The sequence below is a fragment of the Anoxybacillus kestanbolensis genome (genome assembly GCF_001996285.1).
Classification (GTDB): domain Bacteria; phylum Bacillota; class Bacilli; order Bacillales; family Anoxybacillaceae; genus Anoxybacillus; species Anoxybacillus kestanbolensis_A.
This window is the reverse complement of record NZ_MQAD01000004.1, coordinates 20840-42080: the sequence shown is the minus strand read 5'-3', so window position 1 is coordinate 42080 and position 21241 is coordinate 20840. Positions and strand designations below refer to the sequence as shown.

Below are 21241 nucleotides of genomic sequence, written 5' to 3'. Positions count from 1 at the left end.
ACGCTTATTGTACAACGAACATGTAGAAACAATCACGAAAAAAAATTCGGCAAGAATGTTCTTGCCGAATTATTCCTCAAACTGATATAATGGCGTGCTTAAATAACGTTCACCGTTACTCGGGATAATAGCTAATACTTTTTTTCCTTTTCCTAATTTTTTCGCTACTTGCAACGCGACATGAATGGCTGCACCTGACGAAATTCCTCCTAAAATCCCTTCTTGACGAGCAGCTAGACGAGCAGCTGCAAACGCTTCTTCTGTCTTTACAGTAACGACTTCATCATAAATGGATGTATTTAAAATATCAGGAACGAAGCCGGCTCCAATTCCTTGAATTTTATGTGGACCTGGTTTTCCGCCGGAAAGCACTGGAGAGTCTGCTGGTTCAACAGCATAAATTTTAATGTTTGGATACGCTTGGCGCAACACTTCTCCTGCTCCTGTAATCGTCCCACCTGTTCCAATTCCGGCCACAAATGCATCGAGTTGATCGCCCATTTGCTCAACAATTTCTTTTCCTGTTGTTAAACGATGTACTTCTGGGTTCGCTTCGTTTTTAAATTGCTGTGGCATAAAATAGCCGTGCTCTTGTGCGAGCTGCTCTGCCTTTTGAATCGCGCCTCGCATTCCTTCACTTCCTGGCGTTAAAACAAGCTCTGCGCCGTAAGCACGAAGTAAGTTGCGGCGCTCTAAACTCATCGTTTCAGGCATAACGAAAATGGCTTTATATCCTTTTGCAGCAGCAACCATCGCTAAACCAATTCCCGTATTTCCGCTTGTCGGCTCAATGATCGTGTCACCAGGATGAATTTTTCCTGCTTTCTCGGCTGCTTCAATCATCGCTAGCGCAATACGATCTTTCACGCTGCTTCCTGGGTTCATAAACTCTAGCTTCAAGTATACATCTGCGCTATCGTGATCAACAATGCGGTTTAATTTAACTACCGGTGTTTGACCAATTAACTCTGTAATAGATTGTACTACACGTGCCATTTCATCCACCTCTAATCCCGAGTATTTTTATAGAATTTGTAACCAATTTATCAGTTATTTTCGAAATTGTCAATCATTTTGTTTTGCTAATTTTTTTAATTCCTCAAGATCTTCGGCTGAAAATATATACGTTTCATTACAAAAATGACAAGATGCTTCCGCTTTTCCTTCTTCATCAATCATTTGCTGAATTTCTTCCACCCCTAAGCTAATAATCGCATCTGCTACCCGCTCACGTGAACAACGACAAACGAATGATACAGGCATCGTTTCAAGAATTTTTACATTTTGTTCTCCGCCGAGTAGCGCATGTAAAATTTGTTCTGGTGTTAAACCACTTTCAATCATTTTTGAAATCGGTGGAATGGTAGTTAAATTTTTTTCAATGTCTGCAATGGTTTGTTCTTCTGTACCCGGCATCAGTTGCAAAATAAAACCACCAGCCGCCAATATCGTATAATCCGGATTGACTAGCACACCAACTCCAACGGATGATGGCGTCTGTTCAGAGGAAACGAAATAGTATGTAAAATCCTCACCAAGCTCCCCAGACACGAGCGGAACTTGTCCTGTAAAATAATCGCGTAATCCTAAGTCTTTCACAACAGTTAATGTTCCATTCGTTCCAACAGCTCTAGCAACATCGAGCTTTCCGTTTGCATTCAGTTCAAAGTGAACATGCGGATTGGATACATAACCACGTACATGTCCTTTGGCGTTACTATCAACGAGAATATGACCAATAGGGCCACCGCCTTCAATTTTAATTGTAATTTGACTATCTCCTTTTAACATCGCTCCCATCATCACGCCCGCTGTCATCGCACGACCTAGTGCTGCGGATGCTGTTGGCCACGTTTGATGTCTTCGCTGCGCCTCCCGTACTGTTTCTGTTGTGCGCACCGCATAAGCTCGCACTTGACCATCGTATGCTAGCGCTTTTACTAAATAATCTGCCATCGTTGTCACTCGCCTTTCTTGTTTCGTTCATATAACAATTGTAATCCTTTTAATGTTAAAAACGGATCAACAATATCAATGATATTCGATTCATGGGCAATTAAAGATGCTAACCCACCTGTTGCAATGACTTTTGGAGGAACGGCACTTTTTTCTTTCATTCGTGACACAATGCCCTCCACTTGTCCCACATATCCGTATAAAATTCCTGCTTGCATCGCACTTACTGTATTTTTTCCAATAATGTCATCCGGACGAGCAATTTCAATACGCGGAAGTTTAGCTGCTCGAGAGTAAAGCGCTTCCGTGGAAATTGTAATCCCTGGGGCAATAGCCCCTCCCATATATTGCTTATGCTCATTAATATAGCAGTATGTCGTCGCTGTACCGAAATCGACAATAATAAGCGGTGCACCGTACAAGTGGATGCCTGCCACAGCGTTGACAATCCGGTCCGCTCCGACTTCTTTTGGGTTGTCATACTTAATATTCAATCCCGTTTTAATGCCCGGACCTACAATGAGCGGTTTAATATGAAAATATTTTGTACACATGCGCTCTAATGCAAACATAATTGGTGGAACAACGGAAGAAATAATAATGCCGTCAATGTCAGAAAAACGCAATCCGACATCTTGTAATAACATTTTTACGATCATTCCGTATTCATCTTCTGTTTTGCTTCGGCTCGTTTCAATGCGCCAATGAAACTTGAGCTCATCCCCATCATACACACCTAATACCGTATTTGTGTTTCCGACGTCTAATACAAAAATCATCACTCATCCCCGCTTTTTTCACAATTTGTTCCTTCTTCATCATATCATAATCGTTTAACCCGACGGTAAAAAAAGATGCCTCTTATAAAAAGAGACACCTTTATTCTTCTTTTTTCGTTTGAATATTTACTTTTACTTCTTCTTGTTTATTGTCATTGCGGTTTGGTAACGTACCATGTTCGAACAAATGTTTAATTTGCTCTGCATCAAGTGTTTCCACTTCAAGCAACGTATTGGCAATCAGATCCAACTTGTCGCGGTTTTCCGTTAGTAAGCGTTTCGCTTTTTCGTAACATTCTTTAATAATGCGTTGCATTTCAAGATCAATTTCATATGCGATTTGGTCGCTATAATTTTGCTCATTATGCAAATCACGACCTAAGAACACTTGACCATGAGACTGACCAAACTGCATTGGTCCAAGCTTATCGCTCATTCCAAACTCCGTAACCATACGACGAGCGATGCTTGTTGCGCGTTGGAAGTCATTATGTGCTCCTGTACTTACTTCCCCAAATACGATTTCCTCAGCCACACGTCCGCCAAGAAGCCCTGTAATTTTATCAAGCAACTCTGGTTTCGTCATAAAATAACGATCTTCTTTCGGTAACATGACCGCATATCCACCAGCCTGACCACGTGGCACAATCGTTACTTTGTGGACCATTTCCGCATCGGCAAGCACCATACCAATGACAGTATGACCTGCTTCGTGATAAGCGACAATTTTTCGCTCTTTTTCAGAAATGACGCGACTTTTCTTAGCCGGACCAGCAATGACACGATCCGTTGCTTCATCAATATCGCTCATATCAATTTTTTTCTTGTTCTGTCGAGCAGCAACAAGGGCAGCCTCATTTAATAAGTTTTCTAAATCAGCACCAGAAAAACCAGGCGTACGCATCGCAATCGCTTTTAAATCAACTGACTCATCGAGCGGCTTGTTGCGTGCATGCACACGAAGAATAGCTTCACGTCCTTTCACATCTGGACGGTCAACCGTAATTTGACGGTCAAAACGACCAGGACGTAAAAGAGCAGGGTCTAAAATGTCCGGACGGTTTGTCGCAGCGATAATAATAATTCCTTCATTTCCGCTGAATCCATCCATTTCAACGAGCAATTGGTTTAATGTTTGCTCCCGTTCATCGTGACCTCCACCTAAACCAGCACCACGTTGACGTCCCACTGCATCAATTTCATCAATAAAAATAATACAAGGGGCGTTTTTCTTCGCTGTTTCAAATAAATCACGTACACGCGAAGCACCAACACCAACAAACATTTCAACGAAATCTGAACCACTGATGGAGAAAAACGGTACACCAGCTTCTCCAGCAACCGCTCTCGCTAATAACGTTTTTCCTGTTCCAGGCGGTCCAACGAGAAGAACACCTTTTGGAATGCGAGCTCCGAGTTCCACAAACTTACGAGGGTCTTTTAAAAACTCGACAATTTCAACAAGTTCTTGCTTTTCTTCATCCGCACCGGCAACGTCTTTAAAGCGAACGCGCTTCTTATCTTCGTTATACAGTTTCGCACGGCTTTTGCCAAAATTCATAACCCGACTGCCGCCGCCTTGCGCTTGATTTAGTAAAAAGAAGAACAAAATAAAAATGATGATAAACGGAATAATGGACGTAAAAAACGTCACCCATCCGCTCGTTTCATCCGCAGGCAACACTTCTACTTTCGCCTGTTGTGCGGCTTCGTCAATGCGCTGAAGAATTTGCGGACTGTTCGCTACGTACGTCGTAAAAAATTGTCCTTCAGCATACGTTTTTAATTGTCCACGAATTTCATAAACGCCTCGCTCTGGCTTCAACGAGACATACTTTACATCACCATTTTCTAAATGGGTAACGAACGCATCGTACGTCATTCGCTCCGCCCGTTGATTGCCGCCATTTAAAAAGCTTACAACACCAATGACGACGAGAAAAATAAGTAAGTAAAAGATTGTATTACGGAAAATGCGGTTCATCTCCTACCTCCTCCCACACTTAAAACACGCTATAGTCAATAGTATCATAGAAAAACGTTCCAAAACAAACGATGTGCATGAAAAAATTATTTACTGTATACTTCTGGTTTTAACACACCGATGTACGGAAGATTTCGGTATTTCTCACAATAGTCTAACCCATAGCCGACAACGAATTCATCTGGAACGATGAAACCGACATAATCAGCTTCAATATTTGCTTTTCGACCAGACGGTTTATCAAGCAAAGTCACGATTTTAATCGATTTTGCTTTGCGATAACGGAATAAATCTGCTAAATAGCTTAACGTTAAACCGCTATCAATAATATCTTCGATGATAAGCACATCGCGGCCTTCAACCGATGTGTTCAAGTCTTTCAAAATTTTCACTTCTCCAGATGATACGGTCGCATTTCCATAGCTCGATACATCCATAAAATCGATTTCCAAATATGTATCAATATGCTTAATTAAATCTGCCATAAACGGCATCGCGCCTTTTAGTACACCAACCAAAAGCGGAAAGCGTCCTTCATATTCTTTCGTCAATAATGCACCTAACTCTTTTACTTTTTGTTGAATTTGTTCTTCTGTAATTAAAATTTTTTCCATATCTTGATGCATGCCCATATTCTTTCCTCCTACTATCATTCATTGCTTTTTATAGTGTAATACAATATAGCGATTTTTTGTAATATTTGTTGCTGTGTAAACAGATTTTTTTACACCAGGAATCCATATGATGTTCCCGCTCGCATCTTCGATAACTGGCCATTGCGCCCGTTCGTTCGCTGGAATTTTTTCATCAATAAAAATACGAGATATTTTTTTCGCATGTTCCATTCCTTTGACTTTCATGCGATCTCCACACTTTCTTGTTCGCACACGAAGAGGCAACATTAATTGATCAGCCTCAATGACTATATGATCATCGTCTTCAATGAAAGGATAGCGATCAACAAACTGACTGATAAGTTGACATCCGTTTGGTAATACGAGCGTATCGGGAACATGGAAAAGAAACTCATATTCGCTCGTCTGTCTCTGCTGAAACGTAAATATACATACCTCATATTGACGAATAACTTTTAATCCATTCGGAAAATGAAGCATACCTGAAGGATGTTGCCGTTTTAAAAATTGTAACGCTTGGTTGATATGTATAGAAGACAATGACGATGGGACGTTCCCATAAAGATAGTTTAATATTAGTTGAATCCCTCGTCTTTGTAAAGGTTTTGGCATGCGTATGAACGGAGGAATATCGACACGAATCTCTTCTTCTTGTTGATGAACAACGCGCTTCAACTCCTCCTTTGTCAGTTGCTCTAAAAATGCTTCATCTTCGCTCATCATCTCACTAAACTGTTGAATATGCTCATGAACGCGAATATTTTCCCGCTTAAAAAAAGGCAAAACGAAATGACGGAAACGGTTGCGCGTGTAATCGTCCTTTTCGTTGCTCGGATCGTGCCGAGCATGCAATCCATTTTGTTGACAATACTGTTCAATTTGTCTTCGATCGATGCATAAAAATGGTCGAACGATATAGCCACTGCCAAACGGGCGCTTTACGGGTATCCCTGCGTATCCTCCTGTCGTACTTCCGCGTACTAATCGCATAAGCACCGTTTCAATTTGGTCATCGCCGTGGTGAGCTAAAGCGACACAATGTGCGTGATGTTTGTACATAACTTGCTCAAAAAAGGTGTATCGACAATCACGGGCTGCTTCTTGCACGCCCTTTCCTGTTCGTTCCATATATGCAGGAACGTCTAATTGTGTCGCCTCACATATAATACTATGTTGTTCGCAAAAATGTTTCACAAAATGCATATCTTCTTCTGATTGTTTTCCCCGCAACATATGATCGACATGTGCAGCAACAAGTTGAATATCGTAACGCTCTCTTTCACTCCATAAGAAATGAAGCAACGCTAACGAGTCCGGACCGCCTGACACGCCAACAACAACAGTTGTACCACGCTCAAGCAATTGATGCTTTTCGATAAACTCATGCACAACTTCTAGCATATTCTCCCTCTTGGTTAGTAGTGTCGTTTTTTACAATCGTATCATATTTTATTGCCCGTACTCAAAACGAATGCGGAAAAATTAAAGAATTTGAACATACAAATAAACAACATACATAAATAAAAGGCACACAAACAAAAGCATCGTCTCTAATACATGAAATTTTTTCTTCCTTTTTACACGCACCGTTCTTTCTTCGCGCTTTTCTTTCTTTACAGACGGTTGTTGCATACATTGTAGCAAATCTTTCCTCATTTCATGAGCGCTAGTGTACTTTCCATCCAGTGCACACCATAATATTTTCTCGTATTTTTTCAAATAGGGATGAGAGGAGATCATAAGACGTAGCTGCTCTCGGCCATTTTCCTTTCTTTCAAATCGTTTTGGATAGCACATATTAATCATAATCATCGCCACCGCAAATAAATCATACGATGGCTCGGCTTTTCTTGTTCCCATACCCCAATAGCCACGATCAAAAAACTCTGTAAACTCTTTAATGGCTCGTCCGCGAATGGTTGTGCCACCCACATCAATTAATCGCACTTTCGGGACCGTCCCGGAAACAATTAAATTTTCTGGCTTTAAATCACCGAATACCCACCCTTTTTCGTGCAACTTATGCAAATCGCCTAACAACTGCAATATAATGACGATGATCCAATCTTTCCCCCGTTTTTGAATAAAAGTTAACAAATCATCCCCTTCAATATATTCCATCACATAAAATGAATAAATTCTTTTTTCTTGCGGATGAAACCAATCATCTACGTCTAATAAACAAGGTCCGAGGGCAACTCCCTGGACCTCTGAAAATCGTTTCAACACATTTACTTCTGACATCATCGCTGTTGCTTGATTGCTTATTTTTAGCGCCACAAACGTCCGTCCTTCTCTAGCCAAATAAACAACCCCATTTGCTCCTTTACCGAGTTGCTTTATCATTTCATAACGACGTTTATGCCACTTCCCTTGTATAACTGTTCCCGTTGGAATGTTACATAGATTGTTCGATGTATACATCGTCATCACCATCATGCGTAAACAAACTTTTTAATGAGCGTCTTTTTTGGAATTGTTGTAGCGCCTCGCGAATAGCTGGACCGGTCGGTGTAATTCCCCCGGATGTTAGTTTTGGAAACACACTTGAAATGGACTCCATTTTCGGCGTCCAATCTAGAATACGATCTACCTCTCCTTTTTTCCCGGGAAATACAAAAACAGAAAACTCATTATTTCCCAAACGAGCATTCAAACTGATCGATAAGTCTAATAACGCTTCTTTTACCGTTTGCAACTTTGTCTTCATACTTCCACTTGTGTCTACTAATATTAAAACTTGCAAGTTAACAGTTTCCCCTAACTCCTCAACAACTTCCATCACTTCTCCCCTTTTTTCTGGCGGAAGCTGTTCAATGGAAGCCTGGGATCCTAAAATTTGTTTTAACTCCCGATTAATGACGCCTTGCAACGTCTGTGTCATTGCTTTTCTTGTGACCATTTGTACCGTTTGTGATAACTGTTTAGCGTATACGACTTGACTAATTCCTCCACCTGATTGTGCGATTCCTTCAATTTCCCGTAATCCTTGCTCATCAATGATGTCTTGATCAAGAACACCGATTACATTAACCGTAATCCCTTGTTCTTTCGCTAATGCCGCCATAGCAATTGGATCTTCACCATGATTAGAACAACCGTCTGTGATTAATAAAATTTGACGCAACGTTCCTTTTCGCATACGTTCATCCCCTCCGAAAAAAGTAGTATACTCCCATCATCGACGTTCAGAGGGGATTTTATACCTTTATTTCATATATTGATATGCCGGAATGACTGCCCATTTCGGTGTATTATGTTTAATTCTCGCCACAACAATCGTCATATCATCTTCGATTTCTCCACCGTTGACACGAATGACTTCTTCTAAAAGCAATTCAGATACTTCTTGCGGATCATTCGTTTTTAATTCTTTAATTTTTCGTTTTATCCATACATCATGATTTTCGATATGCGAAACCCCATCAAAAATGCCGTCACTCATCATAATGAGTAAATCTCCTGCCTTTAATTGCTCTTCAATCATTTCAAACTCTACCCCAGTAATAATTCCTATCGGCAAGTTGCTCGATTCGATTTTCATCACGTTATTTCCACGTTTAATAAAGCTTGGAGATGAGCCAACTTTTAAAAATTTTGTTGTTGCATTTTGCAAATCAACAATGGCTAAATCGAGCGTTGAAAAAATTTCTTCTGTCGTTCGCAACGCCAAAATAGAGTTGATCGATTTAATCGCAATTCGTTCCTCAATTCCCGATTGTAAAATTTTTTGTAATAGTTTGAGCGTTTCTTTACTTTCATAATGCGCTCGTTCCCCATTTCCCATTCCATCACTAATAGCTAACGCATATTTTCCACCACCAATTTCCATCATCGCATAGCTGTCACCTGAAATGAATCCGCCCCCCTTTGCAACGTACGCAACGCCTGTATCAATAACAAACGCTTTTGAAGAACTGAAAGCAACCCGACAGTCCCCGTTCGGATAGACAGAACAATCTTCTTTTTTCACAATAATCGTCTCACCTAAAATATCAGATAGCATTGGTGCAATAAGCTTTTCGCATTCGCCCCTTCCATCGCAATATGGAACAACCATCTCAATATCAACACTTCCTTTGTCTAAACTATAAATTTCAACATCGTTCACATCGACACCGAACTGTTGAAGGGCGTGCAAAATTTGTTCTTCTTGCACATAATAATTTTCACGCTCTTTTTGAATTTCTTTCGCAAAATCCTCCATCACTTGCGATACACCTAATAACTGTTCGGCCACAAGCCTTCTACTCTCTTTCATTTGCTGTTTTAGTTTTTTATTCGCTTTATAAAACGACACATCTTTCTCGATGATTTGAACAACTTTATTTGCTTTCACACAATGTTTATTCCATTCTCGCAACAATTTTGCATTCGTTATTTGATCATTTTCGCTTGCCTCTTGCATAATTTTTTTCATGTAGTCATATGTTTTATCGAAGTGGTTAATCCAACATTGGTCTTTCTTAAAACACGTTTGGCACGTTTTAGCAGCTACATCACTTAAAAAGTAATCAATTTCACGTTCTTCCTCCTCTTCGTGCGTAAGTACACCATAGGAAGAGAAGCTTTTTGATAACGCTTGAAACACATGAGAAAATTGTTCCACTCGCTGAGCGGTAACATCGCGGATTTTTCGCACATATTGTTGTTGCTCATTCGTATGTTCAATCGTCCCTGGCACATATTTCGCCATTTTACTCGTCAACGATTGTGGAGTCATCAAAAAAAGTAAAACGGCTAATAGCGACTCCACGATATTCGGGACAATGTCTGCGATCCCTTGACTATAAAGGGCAATTAACAATGTTGCGACAACAAGACCAAGAGAAACACCTAGCTTTTTCCCTTCCTTCAAAAGCCCTCCAAGCAACCCAGCAAAAGCAAGCAAGCTCATTTGATATAAATTTGAGACGCTCGCTAAGCTTAAAATAAGTCCTGTAACAACGCCGACTGTTGAACCAACGGTAGCGCCGGCTACAAAAGCAAACAACAACAATAAATAGCGCGATGCAACATGTTCTAACGAAAGATCATAAATTGACCAACCAACCATTCCCGTCAGCATAGAAGAAATAAGAATGACGAAAGAAATGACTTCTTCTGGTTTTAACGTTTGCTTATATTTTTGATGATCAAACAATGGCACGCTTTGTAAAAAAATGAGCGTTAAAATTGAGCCAAGTCCCGCTTCAATAAGCATCGTCATTCCCTCGTATATCGTCCATTCATGCCCCCACGTATAAATCATGCCTGTTTTCGCAAAAATGGAGGCAAAAAACACGACAACGGGCAATCTTTTCGGCAGAGCATCAATCCAGAAAAATAGACGATAAAAGATGAGAAACATCAAGATCGAAGCAACGATAAATAAAGAAGTGTAAAAAGAGACGGTCAACGATCCTGCGAATAAAGCAATAAATACAAAACCTAACTTATCGCGTCGAAGTAAATAAATTGCTGCAAAAAAAGGCAAAGCAAACGGTGTCATCTTTGTTAAAATGAGAGCTCGTCCAAGCAAAAAACCGATAACTAGAAATAAAAACCCTTGTTGAAATAATAAATGACTGAATCGAACTGTAAACCGCTGAAGCCATTGTGACGCCGTCGTTTTCGTCCCACTTAAAGGTACTTCCGCCATTTGATTGATTAACTTCCGTTCCACTCGCTCCATATTCATCCTCTCCCCTTCTCCATATATCAGTCTATTACTTCATATTATACAGACTGAATTATCAAAATTTTGTCAAAAAAAGAAGATGAATCACATAAATTTTTCGACGGAATATCACAAAAAACGGCTTATATAAACAAAAAGACACCAATTTCGTGACGAAATTGGTGTCTTTTTGATGACCCGTACGGGATTCGAACCCGTGTTACCGCCGTGAAAGGGCGGTGTCTTAACCACTTGACCAACGGGCCATTATGCAATTTGGTAGCGGCGGAGGGAATCGAACCCCCGACCTCACGGGTATGAACCGTACGCTCTAGCCAGCTGAGCTACGCCGCCATGCAACGACATTTGTAATTTTACTATGTTCCTCCGATAAAGTCAATAGTTTTTTCATAAAATCCAAACGAAAAAGCATCCACTTACGAAATGGATGCTTATATAAACTGCCTCATGTCCCATTCGGCAGCAAGTTAACCACGTCGAGCACCACGACCTCCTCGTTTCGATTCGGTATGGCGTTTAAGGGATGCTAAACGATCTTCACTTTCTTTTAAGAAACGGCTAATTTTCTGCTCAAAGCTTTCTTTTGAAGCGCGATCGTTTCCTTTGTTGCGCGGACGTGAAGCTTGTTCCTTTGCCTTTTTGATCGATAAGCCAATTTTCCCATCCTTCTCAACATTAATAACACGAACTTCGACAACATCGCCTACTTTGAGATGTTCATTAATGTCTTTTACGTAGCTGTCAGCTACTTCACTAATGTGCACTAAGCCTGTCGCGCCTTCTGGTAACTCAACAAACGCTCCGAATTTTGTAATGCCCGTTACTTTTCCCTGTAACTTGCTGCCTACTTCAATTGACATAAAAAAAGTGCTCCTCCTTAAAATCTGAAAAATCGTTTCTTTCATTATACATAATGAAAAAAACAAGTGTCAATAAGCCTTCTGCCTATCTTACTTACTCATCCGGAGTGATAAAAATAATTTCTCCCTCTTTCGACAAAAAATATTGCTTTCGAGCCAATTCAGCAATATATTGATCATCGTTTAATTTTTTGATTTCCTCTTTCAATCTTTGTTCGTCTTGTTGCAACGTGCGTAACTTTTCTTCTAACTGTTCTTTCGTTTTTAATTGCTCATCAATCGCAGAAGATTGTGCCGCCATCGTATATAAAAATAGCGAAGAAGCAGCTAACGCCATCGTTGCCACAATGCTAAAACGAACCACCTTCTTTTTACGACGTCGCGCCTTCTTATGTTCTTGTTTTTCTTGTTGAATGACATACGATGTTTGTATTTTTTTCACTTTACTTCTTTGTGGGGCGCCCATGTTTTTCACCGCTCCTTCTTCACTACCCTTTTTTTCTAAACATATTCGCTATTTTTGCAAGAAACCCTTTCCCGATATGAAAAATGCGACCAACCGTTGCTTGAAAACGAAGTGGAGTTTTTCGCCAAACAAAGCGTCCGATCCATGCAACTGGTTGCAATAAAAATCGTATACATCCATACATTACTTTATATAAAATTTTACCAACTAAGAAAACGAAATGACAAGTAGTGATGAATAAAAAAACAAAAAAACGGTAAAGAAGTCGGAGCGGAAGTATGACAGCATAATGAAACATTCGGATGATTAGACGATATAACATTACAAAAGCGCGAATAATTTTTTGCAATAAACGAACGTACATACGTTGAAATAAAGCTTGATAGGCAGCATATCCGCATAATATGGCCAAAAAAATATACAAACGAACTTGCCCGTTGTTAATAACCAATAATGTGTAAAAGACATATAGCGCTTGCGTGACCCAAAAAAGAATGTCTGCAACCCATACGATAAGTCGATGACGCTTGGAACGATTGAATATGTGTGCATATGTGTCAAAAGATGCCCCAATGATCATTCCGATTCCGATCATCGCAAGCAAAGTCGTAAATTGCACGTGCAAACTCATTTAAACAACTTGCTAAAGAACCCTTTAGCCTTCTCCGTGTGATGCTCGTCTAAATAAATGATTTCGAAAATTTTACCTTTAATCGAGACAATTCCTTTATCTACATCTAAGTTTTTCATTTGTAAATTTTGTCCTTTCACAGACAAAAACCCCATAACCGTTTCCAGTAAAAATTCTTCATTATCAAAACTTTCTACTTGTTTTACACCGGTAATTTCTAACGTGCGCCGACTGCGCATAACAATGTCATGTTCTTGAATCGGACCTTTATTTCCAATGTTTTGTGTCATCAACGTCTCCCCCTCACAACGATCGTTTGTACAAGTGTATGAGGGGGGAAAATAGTTTAGAACAAGCTATTCCACTCGCTCTTCTTTCACAATTTCATATAACGCACTCGCATCTTCTTTTTTCGCATGTTCTTGTAATTCGACTACTTTCACTGTCACATGTTTTTGACCAAATTGAATCATAATTTCATCGCCTATTTTTACGGTTGAACTCGCTTTCGCTTGTTGGCCATTAATCGATACACGTCCTTGATCAGCCACTTCTTTTGCTAACGTTCTTCTTTTAATGAGCCGTGAAACTTTTAAAAACTTATCGAGTCGCATATTATAGCCCCTCCCTTTTCGCTTCTTCCCATATTTCATCTAATTGCTCTAAAGAATACGCACGCCAAGCTTTCCCTTGTTGTTTTACTTTTTGTTCAATGTATTGAAAACGATGGTAAAATTTTTCGTTCGCCATGGCTAACGCCTCTTCAGGATTGACTTTATAATATCGACATACGTTAATAAGCGCAAATAGTAAATCTCCAAACTCTTCTTTTAGTTTTTGTTCATCCATACGACCGGCTTCTTGCTGTACCTCATTCATTTCTTCTTCAACTTTACGCCACATCGGCTCTACGTCCGACCAGTCAAATCCAACTTTTGCTGCTCTTTTTTGATATTCATATGCACGAAGCGTACTCGGTAACGCTTTGGCAACATCGTCAAGTAATGAATGAAGTACGTTTTCTTTTTCCGCCTGTTTGATTGCTTCCCAGTTGCGCACAACCTGTTCCGCATGCTCAACATGAACGTCTCCGAATACATGCGGATGGCGCCGAATCATTTTTTCTGTAATGGCCCGAATGACATCATCAATCGAAAACATTCCTTCATCTTCACCAATTTGAGCATGAAGCATAACTTGCAATAATACATCGCCAAGCTCTTCAATTATATTTTCATCATCTTGCCGATCAATCGCATCAAGAAGCTCATACGTTTCTTCAAGCAAATACTTTTTCAACGACTGGTGCGTCTGTTTCCGATCCCAAGGGCAACCGTTAGGCCCACGCAACGTCGCAATCACACGGCGTAAAGTAGTAAAATCGTGATATAATAGCTCGTCATTTTCTACTTTTGGTACGTAAACGCTCGTTAAATTGCTCACCGTTATGACCCGATCTAGCTCATATAGCGGAACTTTTTCGATGCGTTGTTGTTTACTTCCTGCCGCATAAACGATAAAAATAGGATAATCATGTGGTAATTTTTCCAATAAAGCTAGTTTCACATCGGATGCAATGAACGAGTCATATACTTGACAAAAAATAATATGATTCCGCAACTGAATTTCGTCCGGTTGAAATAAGGTAGCATCAATCAATTGAAAACCTTCGATTGGATCGAGCTCAACGGCAGTAAATAACGCATCAAGAAAACTTTGTCCCCCTTCTACACGAACAGAAATGTGATCTTTTTTTTCGAGCAATAGCTTTACTGTACGCTCAGCAACAAGTGGATGGCCTGGAACAGCGTATACAACGTCCCCTTTTTTCACTTCTGCACATAAATGTTCAACAATATGTTCGTATACTTGTTCAAACTGATCATATTTTTCGTATATGTCGTCAAACGATTGAATGTGTATCCCTTCTGCTTCCAACTGTGCGACAACAGGATGATCTTTCGTTCGTAAAAAGAGGCGATTCGCCTGTTTTAACGTACGGTACACACCGAAAGACAACTGATCGATGTCTCCTGCCCCAAGACCGACAATTGTAATTGTACCCATGACTATCCAGCCTTTCTTTGCTTTATTTTTATTAAATAACGTCCAAACGGAAAAGCTAACAAGTCTTTTTCCGCCAAAACCTCTTTTTTAACGATCATTATAATATAAACAAACGCCCCAATAAAAACACCAATGATCGCTTGAAGCGATGAAAACAGACGTCCATGATGAATTGGTAACTCGTTTATCAATATGATATATCCAACTAAAATGATCGCCATCATCGCTGCGGCTTTTATCGTTTGAATGATTATAGAGAGCGAAAGCAAAGGACGAGACATTCGTTTTTGCACATAAAAAAAGGCGATAGCGCACATGACGACATAGGCAATGAGTGTCGCTACAGCTGCCCCTACTGTATGCCATAAAGGAACGAGCAACACATTCAACCCCCATTTCGCTATCATGCCGACACAAACGAGGAAAATTGGGCGAAATACATCCCCAAGCCCCTGCAAAATAGCAATAGATGTTAATGTTAAAGAAGTAAAAAGAATAGAAACAGCTAAAATCGTCAACTCCATCGCACCAACATGATCCTTAAACAACATGATATTCGCTTGTTTTAATATGCAAACTAAACCAACGACTGCCCCCATTCCAATGATAAACGCTACGCGAACAGCTGTATATATTTCGTTGCGTTCTGTTTGTTCATGCGATAACATCGGCATAAGTGCTAATGAAAAAGAAGTAGCTACTACTGTCCCAAGCTGAATGAACGGTTGACCACGGTCATAAATTCCCTTTGCTGTTTTAGCTAGTTCATGCAATCCTGCTTGTTGTAATAAAGGGAGAAGGGTAAATGAATCAACAAGTTGTATTAAAACAAGAAGCATGTTAGCTAAACAAATCGTTACGCCATGAACGGCTAAAAATAAAAGCACTTTTCTTTTTTCTTTTGTTGGAATCCATGGCTCGGTATGAACATTCGTCCGCTTTCGCAACATATATGCGACGAGTACTGCAACGGCTGCAAAACTTCCCATAAGTGAACCAATCATCGCACCAGCTCCTGCCTCATAAACGGTAAATCCGCGATGAAGCAAAAAAGAAGAAAGAAATAAAATCGCTCCGACACGTACAAGTTGTTCAACTACTTGCGAAACAGCGGTCGGATTCATCTCTCCTCCCCCTTGAAAATATCCGCGAGAAACGGAAGTAAACGGAAGAAGCAAAAAAGCAAACGAAACGGCGCGAATCAACAAAGCTAGTTGATGATCTCCCATGAGCGCCGCGAGTGACGAAGCGCCAAAATAAAGAACGGAAAACATGACGATACTAAGGCATGATAAAAAATAAAAAGAAAGCCGAACAACAGCAAACTTATATGTTGATTGTTTATTTTCGGCAATAAGTTTTGAGATCGCAACCGGATAACCATACGTTGACAAAGCGAGGAAAATACCGTAAAAAGGATAAACTTGTTGATAAATATAAAATCCGACATCGCCTACAATATTTTGATACGGAATTCGGTAAAAAGCGCTTAATATTTTTGTAAATAAGGCGGCGACCGTCAACACAAACGCACCGCGCAACCAGTCTTTTTTTTCCATACACTTCACCTTTTTTTACTATTACATACATCAAAAAAAGGTAGCGAGATGCTACCTTTATTGTTCCATTTGTCGAGCAAGGAAGCTCGCCGCAGTTTCCGCTGCTTTATGTTCCACTTCGCCAAGCGTTTTATCTTTCGAGAAAATAATGACTGCCCCGATTGGATCTCCTCCAGCAATAATCGGTGCAATCACGTATGATTGCATATGTTCTTCATGACCTTGCGTGAATGATACATTTTTTTCTTCCGTATGCAAAATCGATTGACGATCTTCCATCACCTTTTCAACAAGTTCGCTTACGCTCTTGTTTAAATACTCCTTTTTCGATCCGCCTGCTACTGCAATAAATACATCGCGATCACAAATGAGCACAGGTTGTCCTAAACTGTCGAAAAGAGCTTCAGCGTACTCTTTTGCAAAGTCACCTAATTCACTAATTGGTGAATACTTTTTTAAAATGACCTCACCATCGCGGTCAACAAATATTTCAAGTGGGTCTCCTTCGCGAATACGAAGTGTTCTGCGAATTTCTTTTGGAATTACTACTCGTCCTAAATCATCGATTCGTCGAACAATACCTGTTGCTTTCATCTATCGATGCCTCGCTTTCATCTAGTGATTAAAAATGGCACTGGTGAAACAGTTGAATAATTCACCATTGTTGTGATTAGTATCCGTCACAAACAAAGTTATATACACAAAGGAGGGGGATTTTTTTTAAAAAGTGAAAATCCCCCATCTTCATCATTGCCATTTACTTATAAACAATAAACATGAACAATCAATTATTTTTTAGCATATTTTAACCCTTTTAGCAACTCATAAATGATCATTAACCATTGTCGAGGCTTCATTCCTTTTACATGAACGACAATTTTAAAGCGATCTCCATCCATGCCGAAACCAACATCCCTGCCATACGGTTCACCGAGCTTAAACAATTTGCTAACATCAATTTGCTTTGTCGTTTCTTGTGAGAATAAAATGGTGACTTCTTGCTTCGTTTGCTTAATGGATTCAATGAGATGCTGTTTCGCATATATTTTCATTTCGGCAATTTGGAATAAATAAGCCACTTCGTCTGGATAATCACCGAAGCGATCCAACATTTCTTCTCGTAATTGCTCGAGTTCTTCTAACGAATCAAGTCCGCGGAATCGCTTATACATCTCAATTTTTTGTTGTTCATTGGCAATATAATATTCAGGGATGTACGCATCGACTTCTAAATCAATTTCTACTTCAAACGGTTTTTCTTGTTTCGTTCCTCGTTTTTCTTCAATCGCTTCTTTTAACATTTGAGAATAAAGCTCAAAGCCGACAGAATCAATAAAACCGTGTTGTTGTGCCCCTAATAAGTTGCCAGCTCCTCGGATAGATAAATCACGCATCGCAATTTTGAAGCCAGATCCAAGCTCGGTAAACTCTTTAATGGCTTGCAATCGTTTTTCTGCTATTTCATTTAGCACCTTATCTTTTCGGTACGTAAAATACGCATATGCAATGCGATTGGAACGTCCTACGCGCCCGCGCAATTGATATAGTTGTGAAAGACCCATCTTATCCGCATCATAAACGATTAACGTATTCACATTTGGAATGTCAACACCTGTTTCGATGATCGTCGTACTCACTAGTACATCATATTGACCTTCTAAAAACGCAAGCATGACCGCTTCAAGTTCATGTTCGGACATTCTTCCGTGTGCATATGTCACGCGAGCATCAGGTACGAGCGCCGAAATTTCTTCTGCCTTTCGATCAATATCTTCAACGCGATTATAAAGAAAAAACACTTGTCCTCCGCGCGCCATTTCGCGTTCAATCGCCTCTCGCACAATGATTGGGCTGTATTCCATCACATACGTTTGTACAGGGAAACGATTTTCCGGAGGTGTTTCGATGACGGACAAATCGCGGACACCGATAAGCGACATATGTAACGTGCGCGGGATCGGTGTAGCGGTTAACGTTAATACATCGATATTTGTTTTTAGTTGTTTAATTTTTTCTTTATGAGCAACACCGAACCGTTGCTCCTCGTCAATAATTAATAAACCTAGATCTTTAAACGATACGTCTTTTGATAAAAGCCGATGTGTTCCAATAACCATATCAATCGTACCGTCTTTTAAGCCTTGGATTGTTTCGGTTTGTTGCTTTTTCGTGCGAAAACGACTCAATAAACCGACGTTAATCGGATACCCTTGGAAACGTTCACGAACTGTTTCGTAATGTTGTTGCGCTAAAATCGTCGTCGGTACGAGAAAGGCAACTTGTTTTCCGTCCATGATCGCTTTAAAAGCCGCTCGCAACGCTACTTCTGTCTTTCCGTAACCAACATCCCCACATAGCAATCGATCCATCGGCCGTTCGCTTTCCATATCGCGTTTAATTTCACGAATGGAACGAAGCTGATCTTCCGTCTCTTGATATGGGAACGCCGCTTCAAATTCCCTTTGCATCTCGTTATCCGGTGAAAAAGCGTACCCTTTGCTCGCTTCGCGCTCTGCATATAATTTCATCAAGTCCTCGGCAATATCCTGAACAGAAGACTCTACTTTCTTCTTTACTTTCTTCCACTCTGTTCCACCTAATTTATAAATTTTCGGCTCTTTTCCTTCTGAACCGACATATTTTTGGACGAGATCCATTTGATCAACAGGAACGTATAACGTATCATTCCCTTGATATTGAATATGAATGTAATCTTTATGAACACCGTTAATTTCTAACGTTTCGATCCCTAAATATTTTCCGATTCCATGGTTGACGTGGACGACATAGTCCCCGACTTTTAAATCTGTATAACTTTTAATCCGTTCCGCGTTCGACAATTTTTGGCGTCGCACAGGACGTTTCATTCGCTTTTTAAATAGCTCTTCTTCTGTAATGACGGCGAGTTTTTGCATCGGCAATTCAAAACCTGCAACTAACCCAGACGGGACAATTTGACATTTCCCATGCAATAATGCATCATCTTTCCCGATTTGGACAGCATCAATCTCATAATCTTCTAACGTTTGTTTCAGTTTTTTCGCTCGCTCTTCATTTCCTGCTAACAAAACGACAGCATAATTCCCCTTTTGCCACCGCTCAACTTCTCCCTTTAACAACTGCATTTGACTATAAAACACTTGCATTTGCTTACAAGATACATTAACAATGTTTTGAGGATGCGTGTATGGAATATGACGTAAAAATAAAGACAAGTAAATCGTTGATCTCGTCCGTTTTTGCAATACTTCTGGAAACGAATGGGAAATAGGGACACTTTGCACAATCTTTCCTTCTTCTAACAAGTTTGTGTACCATTCTGCTTCTTCCTGTTCCAGTTTTTCTGCTACTTCTTGAATACGACTCATTTCATCGATGATGACGACACCGTGCTCTGGAATGTAATCTAGCAAACTTGCAGCAGAAGGATAGAAAAGCGAGAAATATTTGTACATTTCTTCGATTGATTTTCCGTTTTTCAACTGCTCCAATTCAAATGATACATGTTCATATAAACGATTTTTCGTTTTTTCATCATGAATATGTTGCAACGTATCATGAAGTTGTGCTTCTAGCCGTTGAATCGCTTCGTTTATATGTTGTTGTTCAACGATCAATTCCGTTGCCGGTCCAATTAACACCTCATCTATCTCAGCCACCGAACGTTGATCATCGACTGAAAACGTCCGAATTGACTCGATCTCCACGTCGAATAGCTCAATACGATAAGGAAGCTCAGCTGTAAGCGGATAAATATCAATAATACCTCCTCGGACGCTAAATTCCCCCGGAGTTGAAACAACAGACACACGTTCATATCCCATCGCAATAAATTGCTTCAAACAATGTTCCACATCCATTTGCTCACCGACGCGAAAATGAAGTTGATAACGTTGCCATACATCTTTCGGTGGCAATGGTCGTCGAAGTGCAGCAATGGGAGCGATAACAATTCCTTTTTTCCGCTCACACCAATAGTTTAACACTTCTAATCGTTGTGCTCGCAATTCCGGACTAGCTACAGCTAGTTCAGCGGCAATCAGTTCATTAACGGGATAAAGAAACACTTCTTCCTCATCAATTAATTGAATGAGATCATCATATATTTTTTGCGCTTGAAATAAATTGTGCGTCACAATGCATAAAGGTCGCTCAGTATCCTCATATAAAGAAGAAATGAAAACAGAACGGGCAGAGCCAGACAAACCGGTCACAAGCTGTTCCTTTAAGCCATTGCGAACCCCTTCTGCAACCGATTGCATGTCCGCGTGATGAATAAAATATTGTCGTAATCCGCGCAAAAAAAACCCCTCCTCTCCAAACATAAATACAAAAACGCTTTGGGTAACCCAAAGCCAATCATTGAATAAATTTTTCATATTGGTGAAGATCAGGATTTCGATCCAACGCCTCCTGGCAATCTTCGCAAATCGCCTTGACACAAATTTCCCCTGTCGGAAGATATTGAATCATATCTAACCTTTCTTCTTCTGTTAATCGATGAAACCCCAATTGCTCACTCTCTAACTCAAGTGCATCAATCGTCCCGATTTTTACGCCACAATGGCGACAATAGTAATGCAATGCCATATGTGTCCCTCCCAAATGGTTGTTTTAATCGAAT

The 21241-nt window shown here is 40.1% G+C and carries 18 protein-coding genes, 2 tRNA genes and 1 pseudogene; all 21 read right to left on the bottom strand.

Translation table 11 applies throughout. The features are described from left to right. Positions 1 to 69: 69 nt before the first annotated feature. Entirely contained in the window at positions 70 to 996 is a 927-nt protein-coding gene (gene cysK / locus BO219_RS02285; protein ID WP_077428196.1) for a cysteine synthase A, read from the bottom strand. A 69-nt stretch (positions 997 to 1065) separates the two neighbouring features. After that, positions 1066 to 1956, bottom strand: coding sequence for an Hsp33 family molecular chaperone HslO (hslO, locus tag BO219_RS02280; RefSeq protein WP_035021107.1), 891 nt, complete (start codon positions 1954 to 1956; stop codon positions 1066 to 1068). A 5-nt stretch (positions 1957 to 1961) separates the two neighbouring features. Beyond that, complete coding sequence (locus BO219_RS02275; RefSeq protein ID WP_006323673.1) at positions 1962 to 2735, bottom strand: type III pantothenate kinase; 774 nt, start codon at positions 2733 to 2735, stop codon at positions 1962 to 1964. A 100-nt stretch (positions 2736 to 2835) separates the two neighbouring features. After that, complete coding sequence (gene ftsH, locus BO219_RS02270; protein WP_077428194.1) at positions 2836 to 4719, bottom strand: ATP-dependent zinc metalloprotease FtsH; 1884 nt, start codon at positions 4717 to 4719, stop codon at positions 2836 to 2838. Positions 4720 to 4805: 86 nt separating this feature from the next. Further along, positions 4806 to 5351: a hypoxanthine phosphoribosyltransferase gene (gene hpt / locus BO219_RS02265; protein ID WP_006323671.1), complete on the bottom strand. Its 546-nt coding sequence runs from the start codon at positions 5349 to 5351 to the stop codon at positions 4806 to 4808. Between the two features lie 21 nt (positions 5352 to 5372). Then, positions 5373 to 6755, bottom strand: coding sequence for a tRNA lysidine(34) synthetase TilS (gene tilS, locus BO219_RS02260; RefSeq protein ID WP_077428192.1), 1383 nt, complete (start codon positions 6753 to 6755; stop codon positions 5373 to 5375). Positions 6756 to 6836: 81 nt separating this feature from the next. Continuing rightward, positions 6837 to 7790 carry a serine/threonine protein kinase gene (locus BO219_RS02255; RefSeq protein ID WP_077428214.1) on the bottom strand — a complete coding sequence of 318 codons (954 nt, stop codon included), beginning with the start codon at positions 7788 to 7790 and terminating at the stop codon, positions 6837 to 6839. Then, a pseudogene (locus BO219_RS02250) lies at positions 7753 to 8508 on the bottom strand (vWA domain-containing protein); the annotation flags it as partial. The gene BO219_RS02255 and the pseudogene BO219_RS02250, both read right to left, overlap by 38 nt. Before the next feature lie 54 nt (positions 8509 to 8562). After that, a complete protein-coding gene (gene spoIIE, locus BO219_RS02245; protein ID WP_077428190.1) occupies positions 8563 to 11028 on the bottom strand; it encodes a stage II sporulation protein E in 2466 nt (821 codons plus the stop codon). 179 nt (positions 11029 to 11207) lie between these two features. Then, positions 11208 to 11279 (bottom strand) — tRNA-Glu (locus tag BO219_RS02240). An 11-nt stretch (positions 11280 to 11290) separates the two neighbouring features. After that, positions 11291 to 11367: transfer RNA gene (locus BO219_RS02235), tRNA-Met, on the bottom strand. Between the two features lie 134 nt (positions 11368 to 11501). Beyond that, on the bottom strand, positions 11502 to 11894 hold the full coding sequence (locus tag BO219_RS02230; protein WP_006323664.1) for a S1 domain-containing RNA-binding protein: 393 nt from the start codon (positions 11892 to 11894) through the stop codon (positions 11502 to 11504). Positions 11895 to 11988: 94 nt separating this feature from the next. Beyond that, positions 11989 to 12360: an FtsB family cell division protein gene (locus BO219_RS02225; RefSeq protein ID WP_077428189.1), complete on the bottom strand. Its 372-nt coding sequence runs from the start codon at positions 12358 to 12360 to the stop codon at positions 11989 to 11991. 22 nt (positions 12361 to 12382) lie between these two features. After that, the gene (gene yabQ, locus BO219_RS02220) at positions 12383 to 12991 is read right to left on the bottom strand and encodes a spore cortex biosynthesis protein YabQ (RefSeq protein WP_077428187.1); all 609 of its coding nucleotides are present in this window, start codon (positions 12989 to 12991) and stop codon (positions 12383 to 12385) included. Beyond that, complete coding sequence (gene yabP / locus BO219_RS02215) at positions 12988 to 13281, bottom strand: sporulation protein YabP (RefSeq protein ID WP_004888559.1); 294 nt, start codon at positions 13279 to 13281, stop codon at positions 12988 to 12990. Before yabP ends, yabQ begins: the two co-directional genes overlap by 4 nt. Positions 13282 to 13347: 66 nt before the next feature. After that, the gene (locus BO219_RS02210) at positions 13348 to 13605 is read right to left on the bottom strand and encodes an RNA-binding S4 domain-containing protein (protein WP_021095778.1); all 258 of its coding nucleotides are present in this window, start codon (positions 13603 to 13605) and stop codon (positions 13348 to 13350) included. A gap of 1 nt (position 13606) precedes the next feature. Then, positions 13607 to 15058, bottom strand: coding sequence for a bifunctional methyltransferase/pyrophosphohydrolase YabN (yabN, locus tag BO219_RS02205; RefSeq protein ID WP_077428185.1), 1452 nt, complete (start codon positions 15056 to 15058; stop codon positions 13607 to 13609). Positions 15059 to 15060: 2 nt separating this feature from the next. Beyond that, positions 15061 to 16617 carry a putative polysaccharide biosynthesis protein gene (locus BO219_RS02200; RefSeq protein WP_077428183.1) on the bottom strand — a complete coding sequence of 519 codons (1557 nt, stop codon included), beginning with the start codon at positions 16615 to 16617 and terminating at the stop codon, positions 15061 to 15063. 57 nt (positions 16618 to 16674) lie between these two features. Further along, entirely contained in the window at positions 16675 to 17211 is a 537-nt protein-coding gene (spoVT, locus tag BO219_RS02195; RefSeq protein ID WP_006323657.1) for a stage V sporulation protein T, read from the bottom strand. A gap of 194 nt (positions 17212 to 17405) precedes the next feature. Continuing rightward, positions 17406 to 20918 (bottom strand): transcription-repair coupling factor, encoded by a 3513-nt coding sequence (mfd, locus tag BO219_RS02190; protein ID WP_077428212.1) that lies wholly within the window; start codon positions 20916 to 20918, stop codon positions 17406 to 17408. Between the two features lie 58 nt (positions 20919 to 20976). Continuing rightward, entirely contained in the window at positions 20977 to 21207 is a 231-nt protein-coding gene (locus tag BO219_RS02185; RefSeq protein ID WP_004888543.1) for an anti-sigma-F factor Fin, read from the bottom strand. Positions 21208 to 21241: the final 34 nt, after the last annotated feature.

Excerpts from the sequence above, each read along its gene's own strand:
- cysK (WP_077428196.1), bottom strand. The coding sequence starts at position 996 with ATGGCACGTGTAGTACAATCTATTACAGAGTTAATTGGTCAAACACCG.
- hslO (WP_035021107.1), bottom strand. The coding sequence starts at position 1,956 with ATGGCAGATTATTTAGTAAAAGCGCTAGCATACGATGGTCAAGTGCGA.
- BO219_RS02275 (WP_006323673.1), bottom strand. The coding sequence starts at position 2,735 with ATGATTTTTGTATTAGACGTCGGAAACACAAATACGGTATTAGGTGTG.
- ftsH (WP_077428194.1), bottom strand. The coding sequence starts at position 4,719 with ATGAACCGCATTTTCCGTAATACAATCTTTTACTTACTTATTTTTCTC.
- hpt (WP_006323671.1), bottom strand. The coding sequence starts at position 5,351 with ATGGGCATGCATCAAGATATGGAAAAAATTTTAATTACAGAAGAACAA.
- tilS (WP_077428192.1), bottom strand. The coding sequence starts at position 6,755 with ATGCTAGAAGTTGTGCATGAGTTTATCGAAAAGCATCAATTGCTTGAG.
- BO219_RS02255 (WP_077428214.1), bottom strand. The coding sequence starts at position 7,790 with ATGGTGATGACGATGTATACATCGAACAATCTATGTAACATTCCAACG.
- spoIIE (WP_077428190.1), bottom strand. The coding sequence starts at position 11,028 with ATGGAGCGAGTGGAACGGAAGTTAATCAATCAAATGGCGGAAGTACCT.
- BO219_RS02230 (WP_006323664.1), bottom strand. The coding sequence starts at position 11,894 with ATGTCAATTGAAGTAGGCAGCAAGTTACAGGGAAAAGTAACGGGCATT.
- BO219_RS02225 (WP_077428189.1), bottom strand. The coding sequence starts at position 12,360 with ATGGGCGCCCCACAAAGAAGTAAAGTGAAAAAAATACAAACATCGTAT.
- yabQ (WP_077428187.1), bottom strand. The coding sequence starts at position 12,991 with ATGAGTTTGCACGTGCAATTTACGACTTTGCTTGCGATGATCGGAATC.
- yabP (WP_004888559.1), bottom strand. The coding sequence starts at position 13,281 with ATGACACAAAACATTGGAAATAAAGGTCCGATTCAAGAACATGACATT.
- BO219_RS02210 (WP_021095778.1), bottom strand. The coding sequence starts at position 13,605 with ATGCGACTCGATAAGTTTTTAAAAGTTTCACGGCTCATTAAAAGAAGA.
- yabN (WP_077428185.1), bottom strand. The coding sequence starts at position 15,058 with ATGGGTACAATTACAATTGTCGGTCTTGGGGCAGGAGACATCGATCAG.
- BO219_RS02200 (WP_077428183.1), bottom strand. The coding sequence starts at position 16,617 with ATGGAAAAAAAAGACTGGTTGCGCGGTGCGTTTGTGTTGACGGTCGCC.
- spoVT (WP_006323657.1), bottom strand. The coding sequence starts at position 17,211 with ATGAAAGCAACAGGTATTGTTCGACGAATCGATGATTTAGGACGAGTA.
- BO219_RS02185 (WP_004888543.1), bottom strand. The coding sequence starts at position 21,207 with ATGGCATTGCATTACTATTGTCGCCATTGTGGCGTAAAAATCGGGACG.